A 20096-nucleotide genomic window follows, 5' to 3' on the forward strand; every position below is an offset into this window, starting at 1 on the left:
TCATCCTGAGCCAGGATCAAACTCTCCATAAAAGAAGTAAGCTTGATAAGCTCATTTTTGATTGGTTAAGCCAATCACTCTGAAGTACTTTTAGTACTCAATTATTGGAATTAACGTTGACATATTGTCATTCAGTTTTCAATGTTCATCTAATTTGCGTCTAAACAATATTGTACTAAAAACAATGTTTGTTTTCAACTAATTTTGTTAACTTATTTTTAACACGTTTATAAATATATAACATTTATTTCGTATTAACAAGAGTCAATTTTACACTTTCAAGAAAAAGTTTTGATAACTTTTTTCGTTGTTGTGCTGTCGTTTTCAGCGACTTTTATATAATATCAAGTGAGGTTTTAAAAGTCAACACTATTTAGCATCTTTTTTAACAAAAAATTAAAAAGCACAAGATTAAGGTGTAAATAGAATTTAATCTTGTGCTTTGTATCATTTCTTCAATGATTTACTGTCTTTATTCAACTTTGATTTCTTGGCTTTTCTCTCTTCAAGAGACAACGCATTATATTTAGGTAATGTAATTAATTGATAAGCATTACATAATAATAATCCAAAGATTGTTAGATAAATCCAACTTGTATCTTCTACTCTTAAAAATGGTATAAGTTCAACTGTTGTCATAACAACCATGAAAAACATAGATGGAATCCATAAATTCTTTTTAGATTGTTTGTTTTTTATATTACTTGTAATGATTGCAAAAATAACGACAACGATTGGTAGCCAAATAAATGATATGATTTGATCTGTTCCACCAAATCTTAAAAATCTAAAATACACTAAATCAAATATAGCAAATACTGTTACAACGATTTGTACATGTGGCCATATCTTACCAAAGATACCTATGCCTAATTGATTAATGAATAAATAGATGAAATATGCAAGCTGACTAATAGTTGCTACAAGTAGTCCTACAACTAAGAACCATATTGAAGCTGCTACAAACTCACCTATTTCTCCAGCAAATAAATATTTCGTTACTTTATCATATCCAAAGATAAGTGACGCAATATATGTCACAACTACACCTATCAACAGTGTATTTCTGTAAAATTGAATTAAATATTTTAAAGTCACTTGCTTACCTCCGCACTAATCTTCATCTGTTATATTAATGATATTCTTAGCAATTTGACTATAAACTTTACCTAAATCTTCATGTTCTTTATAGATAGAAGGTGAAAAGTTATTTTCATCCCACTCAGGTTGACTTAATGGAAGCTCACCTAATAACGTCGTTTGAAGTTCCTGTGCTAATTTAGCACCGCCGCCTTTACCGAATACATATTCTTTATTTCCTGTTTCTTTACTTTGGAAATAAGACATATTTTCGATTACACCTAAAATAGAATGTTCAGTATGTTTAGCCATTGCACCAGCTCTTGCTGCAACAAATGCTGCAGTAGGATGAGGTGTCGTTACAATAATTTCTTTACTTGAAGGTAACATTGTATGTACATCTAAAGCTACATCACCAGTACCTGGTGGTAAATCAAGTATTAAGTAATCTAATTCTCCCCATTTAACTTCTGTAAAGAAACTTGTGATCATTTTTCCTAACATTGGACCTCTCCAAATGACAGGTGCATTTTCTTCAACGAAAAATGCCATAGAAATAACTTTAACGCCTTCACGCTCAACAGGAATAATTTGTTCGCCTTCTACTTCTGGCTTTTCTTGTATGCCCATCATATCTGGAACACTAAATCCATAAATATCAGCATCAACGAGTCCTACTTTTTTACCTTCTCTAGCAAGAGATACTGCTAAGTTAACGGCTACTGTTGATTTACCAACACCGCCTTTACCTGAGGCAACTGCAATAAATTCAACCGGATTATCTTTAGATAATAGCCCTTCTATCGTTTGTTCTTCCATTACACCTTTGAATTTTTCTAATGCTTCATCAGATAATTCATCAAATCTTATCCCTACAGTTTTCGCACCATTTTCTTTTAATAGATCTACAATTTCCATTTGTAAATCAAGTTGTGGTTGTCCGCCAAGTTTAGCTATCGCAACTTTGACACTCACATGTTCTTTTTCTTCTTTGATGCTAACTTCAACTATGCCGCCAGTTTCTTTAAGTGGTACATCTACAATTGGATCATGTAACGCTCCCACAAGTTCTTTAACCTGTTCTACTGATAACAAAATCTACGACTCCCCTTCTAAAATAATTATCTACTTATCATTATATTCAGTGTAACAAAAAATTTAAACATACAGGTAGTTTATTGTTTAAAAAAAGGGAGCGGGACAGAAATCTAATTTATATAAAAAGATTTCGTAGTCCCGCCCCGGCAAGGATGACTAGAGTTGAAAAAAGCTTGGTACAAGCGCATTTTCAATTCAGACATCTACTGCCAAGTTGTAAAAAGAGACTGAAACATTACATTATGTCTCAGTCTCTTTAAATCTTCTTATTTAGAATGGTTCGGTATTCTTGTATTACTATGTTTGTTTTCAGATTTAATAAATATAGATAATACAACTCCGAAAAATACAATAACAGTTAATACTAAGAAAGCTATATTAATACCGTGAATCATTGCTTCAGATTGTAATATCTTCGCAGTATTACCTGCATTGGCATGTTCTAATTGTGTCTTTGAAGGTTCAAAGTTCTTAGCACCAATCGACATAATCGTTACTAATATACCTGTACCAATTGAACCAGCGATTGTTCTTAATGTATTCATCATCGCTGTACCATGAGATAATACTTCGTTTGGAATCGCATTTAATCCTGCTGTATTAACAGGCATCATAATCATAGAGACACCAAACATTCTAATGGAATAAACAACAATTAAATAAAGTAGTGATGTACTATCATTTAAGAATGCAAGCATGAATGTTGTGACTGTAATGATTGTAAATCCGATGATTGCCAACCATTTCGCACCATATTTGTCGAATAAACGACCTGTTACAAGTGACATAACACCTGTAATGATTGCACCTGGTAATAACAGTAAACCAGAGATTAATGCTGAATATCCTCTTGCATCTTGCATATACATTGGCATTAATAAAGATGGTCCAATTAAAGATACCATTGAGAAAATACCTATGATTGTTGTTAATGTAAATGTTTTATACTTGAATACTCTAATATTCAATAATGGGGTTTCTAATTTTAACTGTCTTAATACGAAGATTACTAACGTTACGATACCTACAACTAATGTAACGATAACAATTGGTGATGTGAATCCTAGTGATCCTGCGCTACTGAATCCATATAATAAAGATCCGAAGCCTACTGTAGATAGAATAATAGATGGTACATCTAAGTGAACATCTTTTGGTTTAGAAATATTCGTTAAGTATTTCGCACCAAAAGCTAATGCTACAACCGCGAATGGAATGATTGTGTAGAATGGACTTCTCCAACTAAAGTTATCAACGAGATAACCAGATAACGTTGGACCTAATGCTGGGGCGAATGAGATAACGAGACCCGCCATACCCATCGCAAAACCACGTTTTTCTTTAGGGAATAAATTAAAGAGTACAAATTGCATAAGGGGCATCATAACACCAGCACCCATTGCTTGAAGTACTCTTGCTAACATTAATATTCCGAAGTTTGGCGATAAAGCGGCAACTAACGTACCGATTGTAAATGATAACATCGCCATTAAATAAAGTGGTCTTGTATTAAATTTATCCATTAAAAATGCTGTAGCCGGTATCATAACACCGTTGACTAACATAAATCCTGTCATTAACCATTGACCTTGGTTGGCATCGATTTTTAAATGTACCATGATTTCAGGTATTGCTGTATTTAATAAAGTTTGGTTTAAAATCGCCACAAAGGCACTTACTAACATTACAGCTACTACTAAATTTCTTTGACCTTTTGAAATGTCCTGAACATTCATGGTTTCAACTCCTTCCAAATATACCTTTGCTATTATGCACTATTTTATTTCGGAAATCAAAATAAATGTTTCATCGGTTTAAATTTTTGCTATCTGGATAGAAAATTTCAGTACATATATATAAAACAGTGATAATCACTAAAATGATCCAAAACTCAATTTTGATTTGTGAATAATATATATGTACTGTGAAATAAAACATAATCGTGCTAACAGTAATTGTTAATAAATGAAAAGTCATACCCTTGAAATACGGATTATCATTTAGTCTATTTTTAAATCTATCTAATAAAAATTCTATAGCGACAAGTGTAAAGTAGCCAAACAATATATAACTACCATAATAGAACAAGTTGTCTATCATACTTTTATTGTAGTTGAATTCTGCTAAGCCATAATAAATTAAAATTCTGCTTAATCCAAACATACCAAAAGAAAGTAGTACAATAAAAATTGCACCAGACAATGTGAAAATACTTATAATAATCAATATGGACAATAAATGAAAAATATCAAAACGCTTATTTTTTCTTTTCATACATTGTGACTCCCTCTAAATATGTTTTACCTTTAAAAACTTTTTCTACGCTTTTCTTTAAATACAATAGACCATACAATCGTCAATGTAACGACTACTAACATAATATACAACATAATATTTTGAACGCCATAACTTAAAAATGAAATGTTTAATACATATATTGAAGAAACAATTAACGATCCAGTTGTACTACCTATTGTCTTAAATAATGTATAAATCGACATCATGGAACCTAATTGGTGATGAGGTGCTTCTTCTTGAACAACGACAACATCTTTCGTATATACTGTACCAAATGATACACCCATTACAAAAACAGCAAATGGGATGATTACAATCCATTCAACGCCTGTTAATATAGCAAAGCTACCAACAAACATTGCCAAGAAAGCTAACATATAAATAAATTTCAATTTCAGTTGATCTAATCTACCAAGTACAAACGTGATAAACAACCAACCTACCGACATTGGAAAAATGATTAAACCACTTTGTAACGGTGTAAAGCCTTGTTCATTTTGTAAATAGATTGGCATAAAAATAGTGTAGCCCATCAACATTGTTGAATAAATCATATCTGTAAACAATACGAGAATGATTTTTCTATTAAATGCTTCAACAGGTACAAATGGATTTCGCATACGCGTCTCAACTCTGTAGAGTAATACGACAAATCCAACTAATAATATGAAGCAAATCATACGTACAATAAATGGTATATGTTCTGCAATAATTAGTAAAAAGCTTGCAACCACACCATAAAATATGAATAAGCCTTTATAATCTAATTTAGTTTTTTCTACTTTCTCTTGTTCGAAATTAAAATACTTAATAACCAACCACATAGATACTAAAGCTATAGGTACATTGATATAAAATAGAAAGCTCCAGTTTAAAGATTCTAATATTGCGCCACCTAACAGTGGTCCTACAATACTAGATATACCCCAAACACTTCCAACGATACCCATCACTTTATATCTTCTCGGAATTGGAAAAGCAAGTTTAGGTACAACTTGACCTAATGTCATCATGACACCTGCACCTAAACCTTGAACAATTCTAGAAATAACTAGCAATGGGAAACTATGTGTCATTTCACTTAACCCACAAAATACACTACCAATAATAAATACAGATATCCCTAGTAACACTACTAACTTAATATTAATTCTCTTTACAAGTTCACCAACGATTGGTGTCATAAACACAACCGCTATTAAATATACTGTAAAGATTAATGCAACTTCCGTATCAATATTAAAGTCTTTCTGCATTGTTGGTGTTGCTAAAGATACGATTGATGTTTCTATAGCACTCATAAACATAATAAGTACTAAAGCCAACACAATTCCTTTGTTCTTAGTCATAATTCACGCTCTTTCGTATACAATATTTCCGTTAACAATTGTTAATTTAGCTTGAATTTGTGCTAAATCTTGACGGTTAACCTTAAATGGATCTTGATCTAACACAGTGAAATCCGCTTCATATCCTACTTTAATTCTTCCAGTACGGTCAGTCGTTTGACCAATCTCACTCGCGAGTGTTGTATATAAACGTAAAGCATCGAATACAGATAGTGCTTCTTCAAAGAAATACGCACCTTCTTCACCATACGTTTGTCTATTAACTGCCGCATGAATACCTAGCATAGGATTCGGTGTTTCAATCGGTGCATCTGAACCGCCACCTATTATAATACCTAAGTCTAACATTGACTTGAATGGATATAAATATCTTGCTCTCTCTTTGCCTACTTTATCTTGAATCCACGGAAAATCACTTGTAATAAATTGTGGCTGAACGTCACAAATCACAGGTAACTTCGCAACACGTTGTAACAGTTCTTCATTTAATGTGCTAATATGAATTAATCTATCTCTAAGTCCGTTTGGTACAGGATATTTTTCTATTGCATCTAATACCATTTCACAAGCTTTGTCACCAATCATATGAACAGCTATCGCACCATTATATTTTCTAGCAATTTTTACTTTTTCTTCGAGTTCTTCTTGTGTATATATCGCAAGTCCATAATTCGTTCCAGTAGGGTCATTAGAATAAGGTTCTTTCAACAATGCTGTACTGCCTCCAAAAGCACCATCTGCATAAAATTTCATAGCATCAGGCTCTATCCATTTATCAACAAAAGTCGCCTGTTCTTCCATCATTTGTTCATAAACACTAAAGTGTCGTAACAATCGTACTCTAAATGGCTTTTGATCTTCCCCTGGTCCTACAACTGTTTTATAAGCATTTAAGACATCTTTATAATCTTCGTAGTAACCTAAATCTTCTGTATGCGATCCTGTTATACCATACTGATATAAATATGTAATCGCGTTATTTAAATGTTTAGTAAGAGACTGTTCATCTTCATTTGAAGCTAATTCTTCAAATGGTTCCATAGCTGTATCATATAACCAACCAGTCAGTTCACCTTCTTGTTTTTCATATGAACCACCGTCAGGATTTTCGACATCATTTGTCATACCTAAAATCTCTAATGCTTTCGAATTGACGATTGCTGCATGTCTACATACTCTTTTAACAATTACCGGATTATCTTTGCATAATTCATCTAAATCAAATTTATTAAGTCTAATACCATTTAATAAATTTTCGTCATACCCTTCAGCAACTAACCATTCACCTGGTTGTAATGTTTGGGCTTTTTGGCTAATTTTTTGTTTTACATTTTCGATATTTGTCTCACCATTTAAAATGACTGAAGATAACCAAACGCCAGTCCCCATAACATGAATATGTGTTTCAACAAATCCAGGAAACATCGTTCCACCTTTTAAATCGATTGTTTCATAATCCGTTGTTTGAATTTGGTTTAAATCTTCTTTTGATAAAACAGTTTCTATCAAACCATTTTCTACAATTACCCCTGCATATGTATCATCTGGTCTTTCCATCGTATATATTGTTCCGTTATGATATAACTTTTTCATCCGATTCAGCTCCCTTATACATTCAAGTTTATTCTAATTCTACATATTTAATAGTAAAAAAGACACCGATAAAATCGATGTCTCCTATTTTAATTTTATAAAGTTCATTTTTATTATATGACATGCTTAACGGCAGTAATTAATGCTTCCGTTCTTTCTTCACCAAAATGTGCTTTATATCTATCATCCGCTTCATACATATTAATAATTTCTAAGTGTTTATCTTCTGTATAATTTGGCCAACTGAATGTTAACCATTCTCTGTGTAACTGAGTGACTTCTTCTTGTTTTTCTAATGTTGCACCTTGTTCTACAATGTTATCCAGTTTTTCTACGAGTTTCTTTTCAATTTGATTTTTACTTTTAATTTCATCTTTCGTCATATCTAGAAACCGATCATCAGTCTGGTCTATCTTATGGCCGCTTCTATCTTCTACTGTTTCTCCCTGAACCTCTTCATTAACATTTAGTTTGTCACGATCGAATGTTTCAAAATCTCTTTTTTCTGACATTATGATTTCCCCCTATTCATATCGTATAACATTTAATATTATCTATTTACCCGTTTTGCAAAAAAATAACAAAAAGAGCGGGATAGAAACCTCTATATCATAAAAAGATTTCATATCCCGCTCGCTATCTTTATTTCAATCGTCTTTGTTCACCTTTTTTAAGATGTTCATTAAACGTTTGTTTATTATTTCTGCGTTGGTGTTTAATTAGTAATATTAATGCATAAACTAATATTAAACCGAATATAAGTGAAACAATACCCATAAACTGCAAACCACTTTGTTTGCCGTCACTAAATACAAAGTAATAAAAGAAATAGCCTTGAATTAAAATAATAATTGTAAGAACCGTATAATACAAACGATAGTTCATCTTATCCTCCTACATAAAGTACATAATTGCTAGAAAATGAAAAATTGAAGCAATCAAAATGAAGAAGTGCCAAATCATATGGAAGTACTTTTTATCTTTTTGAGCATAGAACCATGCCCCTACTGTATAACTAAGACCTCCAAATAAAATAAACAACATAAATATTAACGATGTCTTATTGATAACTGTTGGTAACATGAGAACACCCATCCAACCCATGATTAAATACATCGCTAAACTTAATTTATGATTAACGTTCTTAGCTGTTGATTTATATACAATTCCCCAAATTGTAATACCCCATTGGACTGCCATAATAAGCCAACCTAACCAGCCGCCCACTAACGATAATGCAATCGGCGTATACGTTCCACAAATTGCGATATAAATCATACTATGATCAATAATTCTCATAATGTATTTCTGAGGTGATGAAGATGACATTGAGTGATAAATAGCAGATGATAAAAACATCAGCATAATACTTATAATATAAATAGATACACTCGTCGATTTAAGTGCGCCATCACTAATATAACTTTCTACTGCTGCGTATGGTAAGAAGAATAATAGAAAGAAAGCAGGGACACCATGTGATACTGCATTTCCAACTTCCTCACCGAAGGAAAGTGGCATAATATCTTTAAATGCTTCTTTAACTTTCCCATTTTTTCTATGATGAGACTTTGTATGATTGATTTGTTCCATTCATATCCCTCTTTTCATAATAGTTGATTGTTCTCTAAATCTCTTTGCGCTGTTTCAATACTGTCTTGTCCTTCTTTGTTCTTTAAAGGGCTAAATTCTTTCGTTCTATCTACTTGTAAAGTAGCAAATGATTCTGCATATTGGAAAATATCAAAATAAAACAATTCGAATTTCAATGACTCTTCTTCTACAACACTGAAGTCTTCATCTAATTGTTTTAACTTCTTAACTGCTAAATGATACGGTAATGGTTTAGAAGCCGCTTCTATAAGGAAATCTAATTTAAATACATGAATACCAATGTTAGCATTCTCTAGTTTATCTACATCATCTTCAGATAGCTCAGAATACTCTAATACACGCTTTTTACCATCTATTGATACAAGACGACCAACTTTTTCTCCGCTATGCGCTTTGATAGATTTAGTTGTCACGTCACTATTATGTTCTACTGTAAATCCAACAAATTCAGGATCCAACACTTTTACGAGCGCATTATCAATGTTGTTTAAGAATAAGTATTCCACGCCATTTTCTTTCATTTCAGCAAGTAACTTTGTCTTCTCTAGAGATTTGAATACACCACCATTACCATTAGGTGTACGCATCACTCTTCTATTTGTATCTAAAATTAATTGACCGTCCGTCGTTAAAGATACAATGTGGTCTTGCTTGAAGAAATGAATATAATTTTCATCATAATTAAAGTATTTATTTTCTAAGAAAAATGACAATGTATCTTTATGATTCACGTCACTTGTCATGATATACCAATGAATTGGTGTACCAACTTCTTCTGTTAATTGCTTTAATTGCTCTGCTTGTCTTTCAAATAAACTTTTGTTATTGAATGAGAATGTACCCTTTGGTCCTACATGACCTAATCTTGTACCTTGTCCACCAGCCATTAATAATACCGCAAATTTACCATCTTTAATCGCTTGTACACCAAGTGAACGGTAAGATTTCAGTTGTTCTTCTGAAAGTTGATCTTTAACTTCAAACTCAACTTGTTCTATATTATCTGCAACATCTATTGTCTTTCTATTTATGTATACATCTTGATATAGTTTATCTATTTCATCTAAATCTAATTGATTAATATCAGATTCTAATTGTTCTTTCTCGCTTTGGCTCATCACTTTAATATATTCTAAAATGTGATTTTGACCATGTTCTTTCAGGTTTGTTTCATCTAACATTATAATACCTCCGAAAATTTGACTCATTCTTATTATACGACTTTAGAACGATTTGTCTAAAAATATCATAAAAAATTTATAATTAAAATGATTATTTTAAAATTAAATGGGTATTTATAATAATGTGTTGCTTTAAGCACAAAATATTCCTATATATAATAGGCCAAGGAGGATTTTATTATGAGTTTAGGAGATAAGTTTAATGATTCAAAAGACAAAGCAGTTGAAAAAGGTAAGGATCATTTAGAAGAGAATAAAGACGAATATACTGAAAAAGGTAAAGACTTTGCTAAAGAAAAAGGCGAGGATTTAAAAGGTAAATTCGGAAAATAACATAATGTTTAATGGAAGCTAAGACACTACCTTTTGTCTTAGCTTCTTTTTTTATATAAACAATCGATAAATATCTTTCCACCATAAAATGACTGTGATAATGGTAAATGCAGATGATAAGCTTAAATCCATAACACCGCCAGTTCTAAATACAATGGGTAATTTAACTGAGACATTTAAAGGGTAAAATAGTTTAACCCCTCTTGGTGTTAACATATCTAAAATGATATGCGATAACATCCCCAATATAATCGAAACTAAATATGGTTCTGGTGCGGGTATTGTTCTCAATCCCCAAAATATTAAAAATAGAAATAATAATGAATGGGTAAACGTTCGGTGTCCAAAAATTAACCTAATAATAAAACTGATAGGAAATATTTTCTTACCTAGATTACTTTTGAAATGACAAATATCTGGGACCAAACTCGCTACACCACATAAGCTTACAATCGTAAATGATGTAAAAATATCTTCTCCATAATAAATACTTAATGATGACCCGATGAATATACCGCATGAAAGATGTGTTTTTCCTGTCATATTAATGTTTCCTCTTTTCAATTACTTTATTTTATTTTACCACAAAATACCGAACAAGTATACGAACACTTTGTGACTTTATAGTGATATACCTCACATAATTGCAATTCAAATGACAAAATTGTGAAAAGAATCACATAAGTATTGATTTGTTCTTAATCCCTGTTAAACTATAGTTGTAAGTCATATTAAACATAACCCTATACCATTGTTGAAATAACCCCCTTATTTCACAATTAAAAAAACGTTCATCTAATTCGATGAACGTTTTTTTATTTAGCTTGCTTTATTTAATTGTGTTTCTTGTTGATGATCACTTTGAGTGGATTCATTGTTGCTTGATTGTTGAGAGCGATTTTGACTTTGCCCTTCACTATTTGTATTCTCATCTTGTTGATTCGTGTTTCGAGATGGATCTGCTTGATTATTATCCTCTTCGTATGGTTCATTACTTTGTTCATTTGATCCTTGATTTGAATCTTGGTTTGAATCTTCATTTGTATTTGAGTGATGTTGATCTTGATGACCTTGATTATTCTGATCGTTTTCTTTAGGTAATGTACAGCCATCATCATTACATAAATAACCATCACGAGATAAATTTTGCCAAGCTCTCGTAAATTCGATTGTATTTTCTGCTTTATCACATTCTGCTTGAGAGTTACCTTGATTTAATAAGCAATTTCTAGCTACTGTATAAGCTTCTGTATCAAAGTTTTCAGTTTCATTATGATTGTTCGGTTTAACACCATTTACATTTTCTTCTACTGGAATTTCATCTGTAGATTGTTGATTGTTATCATTATTATTTGTTTTTGATTTTTCTTCTTTAGTTTTAACATCTTCACCTGTCGATTCTGAAGTTGTTTTTTTCTCAGTAGTCGTTTCAGATGATTTTTCGTTATCATTATGTTCATTATTCTTAGAAGTTTGGTTGTCACATGCTACTAGAAATAATAAGCAAACTGTTAAGAGACCATAAATCCATTTCATAGAATCACTCCTCGGCCTTTTTGCTTTTTCTTTCTTACTATTCATTAAAGACACTTCTTTCTTATAAAATAATTAAGCATTTAATAAAACATAAGAATATCATACATGATAAACTAACATTAGTAAAAACTATTGTAACATGTAGGAGGTATTAAATATGTATAGAAATGTTAAAAAGGATGAGTGGACAGGTAGAACAGATAGCACAACATTGCGTTCTGCTTTTAGATTTCATCAAATCGTTGACTCAATTCATATTGAGAAAGAAGACATTACACCAAAGAAAGAATTCGAACATCAAGTTAATATGGCACTTATAGGTTTTGAATGCGATGAAGGTGTTTCTAGAAATAATGGTCGACCAGGTGCAGTAGACGGTCCTAAACATTTTAGAAAAGCTTTAAGTCCTTTACCAATACATAATGAGTACTTACATTTAACTGACTACGGAGATGTCATTTGCCACAAAAATAAAATGGAAGAAGCGCAATCAGAACTTGGAGATAAAATCTCAAACATATTATTGCATAATGACTTTACAGTTATTATCGGTGGTGGTCATGAAGTATTATATGGCCATTATTTAGGTGTAAGAAAAGCCAACAAAGACAAAAAAATTGGCATCATCAATATAGACGCACATTTTGATATGAGAGATTACGACGAAAAACCATCTTCTGGCACAATGTTTAAACAGATTTTAGATCAAGATGATCAAGTTGGTTATTTCGTACTAGGTATTCAGAAAAATGGTAATACAAAAGCACTCTTCGAAAGAGCTGATGAATACGGTGTCCAATACATTCGTGAAGATGAACTTCGTAGCCATTTATCGATAGAAACAATTACTTCTATTAATTCATTCATTGAAGGATATGATGAAATTCTCATTACATTATGTACAGATTCTATAGATGTAAGTTATGCACCTGCAGTAAGTGCACCTTGTATTATGGGATTACAACCTCAAATCGTTCAAACAATTTTACAATTAGTTACAAACTCAAACAAAAGTTCAAGCATTAGTATTGCTGAGCTATCACCAAGATTCGATATAGATAATCGAACTGCAAGATTACTTGCGAATATCGCATCGAATATTTATCACGATCAAGCAGAAGTCATTCAATCACAGTGGGAGTCCTAAATCATGTCAGAATTTAAAAAAGGTATTATATATGCAATATTTGCATATGTTATTTGGGGTGTCCTACCAATTTATTGGAACCTCGTAAGTGAAATTGGACCATTCGAAATTTTAGCACATCGTATTATATGGTCAGCAGTATTCATGTTATTACTGTTATTATTTACAAAACAATTTCCAATGTTCAAAGCAGCAACGATTAAGCTATTTAAACAAAAGAAAATGCTATTCGCTATTATCATCGCTGGTTATATAATTACAGTGAACTGGGGTACATTTATTTGGGCAGTTAATAACCACCATGTGCTACAAGCAAGTCTTGGTTATTACATCAATCCTTTAATGAGTATTTTCCTAGCCTTTATTTTCTTAGGCGAACGATTCTCAAAAGCTCAATGGGTAGCTATTCTATTAGCATTTGTTGGTGTTATTTATATGACTTTTCAAGTCGGAGAATTTCCGTTCGTATCAATATTACTCGCAACATCATTTGCGCTTTATGGATTGATCAAGAAAGTTGTAGATATCGATGCATTTAGTAGTATTACGATAGAATGTATCGTGACATTACCAGCAGCACTTATTTATATCTTCTACTTATCACAACACAACGCCATTACATTTGGTATGAACAGTTCAAGCGGATGGTTATTACTTTCTGGTGCTGTTACAGCTGTTCCACTTATTTTATTTAGTGCTGGCGCAAGAAGAATACCACTATCATTAACAGGCTTTATTCAATATATTGGTCCAACTATCATGTTCTTTATCGGTATATTCTTATTGAACGAACATTTCGATGTTGATCAATTTATTACATTCATATTTATCTGGGCAGGTATTATCATTTATAGTTACAGTAAATATGTAGAACTTAATCGCAATAGAAAAAAATTAACAAAAGAAGCTCGTTAACAATAAAAGGCTGAGACATTCATGGATGTCTCAGCCTTTATTCGTTAATATATATCGCCACAAGTTGTAGCTAATAATGCTTTAATTGTATGCATTCTATTTTCTGCTTGTTGGAATACTTTTGAATAATCTGATCTAAATACGTCATCTGTCACTTCCATACATGTTACACCAAACTTTTCGAAGCATAGCGCACCCATTTCAGTATTTAAATCATGAATAGCTGGTAAGCAATGTAAAAATAAAGTTTCATTTTTACCAGTTAAATTAATTAAGTTTTGATTTACTTGGTAATCTTTAAGTAATTCAAAGCGTTCTTCCAATTGTTGTTCCTCACCCATTGAACACCAAACATCTGTATATATGATATCACTGCCGTAAATACCTTCTTGGATATTATCTGTAATTAATATCTCACTTCCAGATTCTTTACTAAATGACAATGCCATATTTTGAACTTCTTCATTTGGTTGAAGTGATGATGGTGCAACAATATGAATATTCACACCTAAAATTGCACTCGTAACGAGCAATGAGTTCGCAACATTATTACGTCCATCTCCTATAAATGTCAAAGTCTTTCCTTCGTATGTACCAAAGTATTCTTTAATTGTCATAAAGTCCGCTAACATTTGTGTAGGATGCCACTCATTTGTTAAGCCATTCCAGACAGGTACGTTGGAATATTGAGCTAAGTCTTCTACTGTCTTTTGTTCAAATCCTCTAAAAGCAATACCATCAAACATTGATCCAAGTACGACTGCTGTATCTTCTACAGATTCTTTCTTACCTAGTTGTAAATCTTCTTTACCTAAATAAGACACACTTGCACCCATTTTAGTTGCAGCTACTGTGAAAGCTGAACGTGTTCTTGTTGATTGCTTTTCAAATAATAAAGCGATATGTTTCCCGTTTAAATAACGATGAGGGATCTGATGCTTTTCTTTGAATTTTAATTCCATTGCCAAATCAATAAGTGATTCTAATTCTGCTTTAGAAAAATCAACTTCTTTTAAAAAACTTGTCTTGTTTAATTCTTTTAACATAGATAACTTCGTCCCAATGAAACCAGCTCCTTATTTATTTATAAAGATAATATTACAGCATACGATTCTATTTGTAAATAGTTATTCAATATATTGCATAAAAATACTTTTATTAATTAGTATGACATAATAAACAAAAAATATAACACATTTTCTCGTTTTTCTATTGAAAACGGATACATAATACGTTATGATGTAGTCATCAAACAAAAGGATGTGTTTAGATATGGCAATGAGAGTATCAAAGGACAATAATCAAGTTCATATTCAATGGAGAGTAGCGGACATTACAATTCCAAATAATGAAATTAAAAACATTAAAGAGGATCAAGATATTCACGCTTTGTCTAATGAAGCCCAAGATCATATCGTAAGAATTGGCTCAACTTTTGGCAAAACAAATCGTGTGATTATCGAAACAAATGATAAAGAATACATTATTTATACACATGCTGATAAGAAAGTTTACAACGAGCTCACTAAAGAAGCTTAAGTTCAAACTTTCAGGCATTTTAAATAAACACCGCGAAGTCATATTACACTGACTTCGTGGTGTTATTTATATGGCATTTTCAAATTGAATTATTATGATACATTTTTAAAGCATGCTAACATATAAGAAAGGAGTGATGATCAATATGTTAAGAGACTTAAAAGGGCTCAATGCAGTCATTACAGGTGGCTCTAAAGGTATCGGTAAATCAATCGCGATTGCATTAGCTCATGAAGGCGTCAACGTCGCAATTGCAAGTAGAAATATTGATACTTTAAAAGCAACAGCCGATGAACTTAAACAATATGACGTCAAAGTATTTTATAAAGAAACCAATATTGCGCACCAAAAAGATGTGCAACGTTTCATAGAAGATTCATACCATGCATTAGGCTCTATAGATATCGTGATTAATAATGCAGGTATTATGAAGAATAATTCATTTTTAGAAGTAAGTGAATCTGAATTTGATCAATTATTTGAAACAAATGTTAAAGGTATATACTACGTCTTACAAGAAGCATTACCACATCTCGTAAGACAAAAAAGCGGAGATGTTATAAATATCGCTTCAATGTCTGGTTTAAAAGCCAGTGCAACAAGCAGTATCTATTCTGCTACTAAATATGCGGTAATTGGTATGACTGAAGGTATTATGCAAGAAATGAGAAAACATAACATTCGAGTGTCATATTTAACCCCTTCTGCCGTATTAACAGATTTAATAGGAGAAACACAATTACAAGAAGATACGATGACGCATCCAGAAGATATAGCAGACGTAGTTGTATCACAACTGAAACTACAACCAAGAACATTTATGAAGACAGCACAAATCTGGGCTACTAACCCAACACCAAAAGAATAGGAGAGATCACTATGTATGTTGTAACAAATAGAATTAAAATGAAAAAAGGTTATGCAGAAAAATTAGCACCAATGTTTACTAAAGGTGGCGCATTGCAAGAAATGAAAGGTTTCATTAAAGTCGAAACTTGGAACATGCAAGACATTGATGACAATGACGAATTACATGTAAATATGTGGTGGGAAGAACTAGAAGACTTCGAAGCATGGAAAACGAGCGATGCATTTAAACAAGCACATAGTCGCGGCGGAGACAATAATAAAGACAAAGGCGAATCCCCAATGTTAGGATCTGAAATCGCAATCGCTAAAGTCGAAACAACAATCGATCCAAAATAATCGAAATATGGACAAACTGAACTTATACAGTTCAGTTTGTTTTTTGTTATGGGAGTGGAATGGGAAAGATGTGAGTTTATTTGGTGCTTAAGCTATAATTTGGACAATCTCATGGCTTTACTCAGTACTTAAGCCAAGACTCAAAACCGCCTCATCTCCCCCAACCATTCCCAAACATACAAAAACGACAGGGGCACATCATGCCTCTGTCGCTATTTAAATTTAGAAGAATATATGAGCTAATATAACGATTATCGGTAGCGCTATAATTGTACGCATAATATATATCATAAATAGTTTCCCTAGGCTTACTGGTATTTTCGAACCGAGTATAACGCCCCCTACTTCTGATAAATATATTAATTGTGAAATACTTAAAGCACCTACGATAAATCTTGTCATATCACTTGGTACATTACTAATCAGTAATGATGGTAAGAACATATCAGCAAAACCGATTAATAATGTTTCAGACATTTCTTTTGCATATGGTATTTGCATTAATTCTAATAATGGTACAAATGGTGCGCCTAATATACTAAATGTTGGTGTATATTCAGCAACAATAGTTGCTAAAGTACCGATTGTCATAACCACTGGTAGTACTGCTAACCACATATCCAACACGGTCTTCACACCGTTAATAAAGAATTGTTTAAGGTTAGGTGATTTTACAGCTTTTTGAGTTGCTTGTTCAAATCCCCATGATATTGGATTATGTGTTTTAGGAATTGATTCATTTAATTGCTCAGTGCTTCCGTTTGAATACTTATCTGGAATTTGTTTAAGTGGCCAAATTCTAGGCATTATAAACGCTGCTACAACACAAGCTAAAATAACTGATAAATAAAATTTAAAGAAATAATCCATTAAGCCGATTGTTTGAGCAATGACAATTGCAAATGTAATAGATACAACAGAGAATGTTGTCGCAATGACAGTTGCTTCTCTACGTGTATAAAATCCTTGTTCATATTGTTGGCTTGTAATCATAACGCCTACAGTTCCATCACCAATAAATGATGCTAGATTATCAACAGTTGATCTACCAGGTAATTTAAATACAGGTCTCATAATTGGTGCAAACATTGGTCCTAAAAATTCTAATAAACCAAAGTCCATTAATAAGGGTAAGAACAAACCTGCAAAGAAAAATACGGCAAGTAATGTTGGTAATAAATCATTGTAAACCATTAATCCGGTATTTTCATTTACAACTACCCCTGGTCCGAAATCGAAATAAATAAATATTGCAAATATCGCACCTATTATTCTAATTACGACCCAAATCCAATTGACGTTAAATAATTCATTCGTTATAGATCTCTTAGTAGAAGTACTGAATATCGTAGAATAGATTAATGTCATTACTGCAGAGAAACTAATTAAAAGCATAATAATTAGTCCAGCATAGTCACCGATCCAATCTAAAGCTGTATTTGCAAGGTATGCAACAGGTAAACTTGTTTCCTTCTCCCCTTTATCATCAGTTACTGTTACAGGTACTAAAAATAAATATATTCCTAACAGTGATAATATAATAAACTTTAACCTTCCTACTAAAACGCTCGTCTCTTTCATACTTTCTCTCCTTTACGCAAGACTAACTATACACAATAATTAATAAATATTCAATACTATTCATCTCTAATTTTATTATATATTTTTATGTAAGCGCTGTCATTATTTTTAGTAAAAATAAAAGAATTATTAATCATAATATACCAATGTATTTATTATATTTTTTCTTTAAAAATTTTAAATTTTCAAACTTCTATTTATTATCCGTATAATATATAGATCAATTCCAATTAATTCTTTCAATTTATACCTTAAAAACACCTTACATTTCTGATTGTTCGGGTATTAAATTTTATCTGTATTTTTACAAATCACACTGTTATAATCATGATTATATGTCAAAGAGAAGGAGTTATATGATGTCGAAACCTCGATTAATTACATTTATGTTAAGCGTATTTGTTGTGGGAATGGTTGAATTAATGATTGCAGGTATACTTACTTTAATGAGTAAAGATTTGAATGTATCAGAAGCAATTGTAGGACAACTTGTAACAGTTTATGCATTAACATTCGCAATTAGCGGACCCATACTTGTTAAACTGACTAAGAATGTCTCACCAAAGACTGTATTATTAGTAAGTATGATTATATTTATTTTAGGAAATGGGATTATTGCGATTTCACCTAACTTTACAATACTTGTAATAGGTCGAATATTATCTTCAGCTGCTGCAGCAATTATTGTCGTGAAGATCTTATCTTTAACTGTTGTGTATTCAAAACCAAGCGAACGCGGGAAAATGATTGGTTTAGTTTATACTGGTTTCAGTGCAGCGAATGTACTTGGTGTTCCTCTAGGTACTAAAATAGGAGACTTAGTAGGTTGGAGAATGTCATTTGTGTTTATTTCTACAGTTGGTATTATTGCGCTTATACTTATTATTTTTAATGTCGCAAGCAATAAAATTGATACGCTAGAATCTTCTAGTCAAAGTCAAGATTACAAAGTCATTCATCCTTTAGAAATTGTAAAATATTTAAGCATTACTTTCCTTATATTAGCGGCAAATTATGTTGTCGTAACGTATATTAGCCCATTATTATCTGTGTATGGATATGATTTAAATATTGTATCACTCGTACTACTTGTTGCAGGTATCGGTGCAATTATTGGTACTTCATTAGGTGGATATATTACAGATGCATTAGGTAGTAAAAAGTGGCTATTAATTTCATTAAGTACTTATACAGTACTCATGCTTGTATTTGAACAATTCTTACCGATACTTGTTATTACATTAATTGGTGTATTTGCTTGGAATATTGTCCAATGGGGATCAAATCCACCTATCCAAATCGGTATTATCTCTCAAATTGAAGGAGATACAAGTGCAGCAATGAGTTGGAACATGTCTAGTTTAAATGCAGGAATAGGTGCTGGTTCATTATTAGGTGGGATATTCGTATCATACTTTAATGTCGTATCTAGTTTATATGTAGCAGGTGCATTAAGCTTTATTGCATTCCTAATTTGTTTAACAATTAAGAAACAACCAAAGACACAAAAAGCATAAAAAAAGCGAGTGAGATATAATGGCACTGCACCCTTACTAAGGGAGCTCAATAAAAACACTATTTTCTAGGCTGCTAATTCCCTATATTCTATAGGGGATAAGTAGCCTA

21 protein-coding genes are annotated in these 20096 nt (G+C 32.0%); 7 read left to right on the plus strand and 14 right to left on the minus strand.

Annotation, left to right across the window (positions count from 1 at the left end; translation table 11 throughout):
* Nucleotides 1-447: 447 nt before the first annotated feature.
* From LQ693_RS11560 to LQ693_RS11605, 10 genes are all read right to left on the minus strand, one after another.
* Nucleotides 448-1098, minus strand: coding sequence for a KinB-signaling pathway activation protein (locus tag LQ693_RS11560; RefSeq protein WP_107573083.1), 651 nt, complete (start codon nt 1096-1098; stop codon nt 448-450).
* 15 nt (nt 1099-1113) lie between these two features.
* On the minus strand, nt 1114-2175 hold the full coding sequence (locus LQ693_RS11565; RefSeq protein WP_025905827.1) for an Mrp/NBP35 family ATP-binding protein: 1062 nt from the start codon (nt 2173-2175) through the stop codon (nt 1114-1116).
* Nucleotides 2176-2444: 269 nt separating this feature from the next.
* On the minus strand, nt 2445-3914 hold the full coding sequence (locus LQ693_RS11570; RefSeq protein WP_025905826.1) for an MDR family MFS transporter: 1470 nt from the start codon (nt 3912-3914) through the stop codon (nt 2445-2447).
* A gap of 70 nt (nt 3915-3984) precedes the next feature.
* Nucleotides 3985-4452: a SepA family multidrug efflux transporter gene (locus LQ693_RS11575; RefSeq protein ID WP_025905824.1), complete on the minus strand. Its 468-nt coding sequence runs from the start codon at nt 4450-4452 to the stop codon at nt 3985-3987.
* A 32-nt stretch (nt 4453-4484) separates the two neighbouring features.
* Nucleotides 4485-5825 (minus strand): multidrug efflux MFS transporter SdrM, encoded by a 1341-nt coding sequence (gene sdrM / locus LQ693_RS11580; RefSeq protein WP_025905823.1) that lies wholly within the window; start codon nt 5823-5825, stop codon nt 4485-4487.
* A gap of 3 nt (nt 5826-5828) precedes the next feature.
* On the minus strand, nt 5829-7418 hold the full coding sequence (locus LQ693_RS11585; protein WP_025905822.1) for an amidohydrolase: 1590 nt from the start codon (nt 7416-7418) through the stop codon (nt 5829-5831).
* A gap of 113 nt (nt 7419-7531) precedes the next feature.
* Nucleotides 7532-7930 (minus strand): TipAS antibiotic-recognition domain-containing protein, encoded by a 399-nt coding sequence (locus tag LQ693_RS11590; protein ID WP_239703219.1) that lies wholly within the window; start codon nt 7928-7930, stop codon nt 7532-7534.
* Nucleotides 7931-8060: 130 nt separating this feature from the next.
* Nucleotides 8061-8303, minus strand: a complete 243-nt coding sequence (locus LQ693_RS11595) for a hypothetical protein (protein WP_025905816.1) — start codon at nt 8301-8303, stop codon at nt 8061-8063.
* Between the two features lie 9 nt (nt 8304-8312).
* Nucleotides 8313-9011 (minus strand): PAQR family membrane homeostasis protein TrhA, encoded by a 699-nt coding sequence (gene trhA / locus LQ693_RS11600; protein WP_107565818.1) that lies wholly within the window; start codon nt 9009-9011, stop codon nt 8313-8315.
* Between the two features lie 14 nt (nt 9012-9025).
* Complete coding sequence (locus tag LQ693_RS11605; RefSeq protein ID WP_025905812.1) at nt 9026-10213, minus strand: UTP--glucose-1-phosphate uridylyltransferase; 1188 nt, start codon at nt 10211-10213, stop codon at nt 9026-9028.
* Nucleotides 10214-10393: 180 nt separating this feature from the next.
* On the opposite strand from LQ693_RS11605, the gene LQ693_RS11610 reads away from it, so the two are divergent.
* Nucleotides 10394-10546: a hypothetical protein gene (locus tag LQ693_RS11610; protein ID WP_173400400.1), complete on the plus strand. Its 153-nt coding sequence runs from the start codon at nt 10394-10396 to the stop codon at nt 10544-10546.
* 51 nt (nt 10547-10597) lie between these two features.
* Here LQ693_RS11610 and LQ693_RS11615 read toward each other — a convergent pair whose 3' ends face one another.
* Both LQ693_RS11615 and LQ693_RS11620 read right to left on the minus strand, forming a co-directional pair.
* Entirely contained in the window at nt 10598-11089 is a 492-nt protein-coding gene (locus LQ693_RS11615; protein ID WP_025905811.1) for a metal-dependent hydrolase, read from the minus strand.
* Nucleotides 11090-11365: 276 nt separating this feature from the next.
* A complete protein-coding gene (locus tag LQ693_RS11620; protein WP_025904961.1) occupies nt 11366-12082 on the minus strand; it encodes a hypothetical protein in 717 nt (238 codons plus the stop codon).
* 157 nt (nt 12083-12239) lie between these two features.
* Between LQ693_RS11620 and hutG the strand changes: the two genes are divergently transcribed.
* Nucleotides 12240-13229, plus strand: a complete 990-nt coding sequence (gene hutG, locus LQ693_RS11625) for a formimidoylglutamase (RefSeq protein WP_025904962.1) — start codon at nt 12240-12242, stop codon at nt 13227-13229.
* A 3-nt stretch (nt 13230-13232) separates the two neighbouring features.
* Nucleotides 13233-14144: an EamA family transporter RarD gene (rarD, locus tag LQ693_RS11630; RefSeq protein WP_107573082.1), complete on the plus strand. Its 912-nt coding sequence runs from the start codon at nt 13233-13235 to the stop codon at nt 14142-14144.
* 44 nt (nt 14145-14188) lie between these two features.
* Here rarD and argF read toward each other — a convergent pair whose 3' ends face one another.
* A complete protein-coding gene (argF, locus tag LQ693_RS11635; RefSeq protein WP_025904964.1) occupies nt 14189-15190 on the minus strand; it encodes an ornithine carbamoyltransferase in 1002 nt (333 codons plus the stop codon).
* A gap of 226 nt (nt 15191-15416) precedes the next feature.
* Between argF and LQ693_RS11640 the strand changes: the two genes are divergently transcribed.
* The 3 genes from LQ693_RS11640 to LQ693_RS11650 all read left to right on the plus strand — a co-directional run bounded on the left by LQ693_RS11640 (nt 15417) and on the right by LQ693_RS11650 (nt 16889).
* Nucleotides 15417-15683 (plus strand): SunI/YnzG family protein, encoded by a 267-nt coding sequence (locus LQ693_RS11640; protein WP_025904965.1) that lies wholly within the window; start codon nt 15417-15419, stop codon nt 15681-15683.
* A 145-nt stretch (nt 15684-15828) separates the two neighbouring features.
* Complete coding sequence (locus LQ693_RS11645; protein ID WP_025904966.1) at nt 15829-16551, plus strand: SDR family NAD(P)-dependent oxidoreductase; 723 nt, start codon at nt 15829-15831, stop codon at nt 16549-16551.
* 11 nt (nt 16552-16562) lie between these two features.
* Nucleotides 16563-16889 carry a heme oxygenase gene (locus tag LQ693_RS11650; RefSeq protein WP_025904967.1) on the plus strand — a complete coding sequence of 109 codons (327 nt, stop codon included), beginning with the start codon at nt 16563-16565 and terminating at the stop codon, nt 16887-16889.
* Nucleotides 16890-17111: 222 nt separating this feature from the next.
* On the opposite strand, the gene LQ693_RS11655 is transcribed toward LQ693_RS11650, so the two are convergent.
* On the minus strand, nt 17112-18470 hold the full coding sequence (locus LQ693_RS11655) for a YjiH family protein (protein ID WP_025904968.1): 1359 nt from the start codon (nt 18468-18470) through the stop codon (nt 17112-17114).
* A gap of 359 nt (nt 18471-18829) precedes the next feature.
* Between LQ693_RS11655 and LQ693_RS11660 the strand changes: the two genes are divergently transcribed.
* On the plus strand, nt 18830-19987 hold the full coding sequence (locus LQ693_RS11660; RefSeq protein WP_025904969.1) for an MFS transporter: 1158 nt from the start codon (nt 18830-18832) through the stop codon (nt 19985-19987).
* The last annotated feature ends 109 nt before the right edge of the window (nt 19988-20096 follow it).

Origin of the sequence: Mammaliicoccus sp. B-M6 (genome assembly GCF_022386965.1) — a bacterium.
Classification (GTDB): domain Bacteria; phylum Bacillota; class Bacilli; order Staphylococcales; family Staphylococcaceae; genus Mammaliicoccus; species Mammaliicoccus sciuri_A.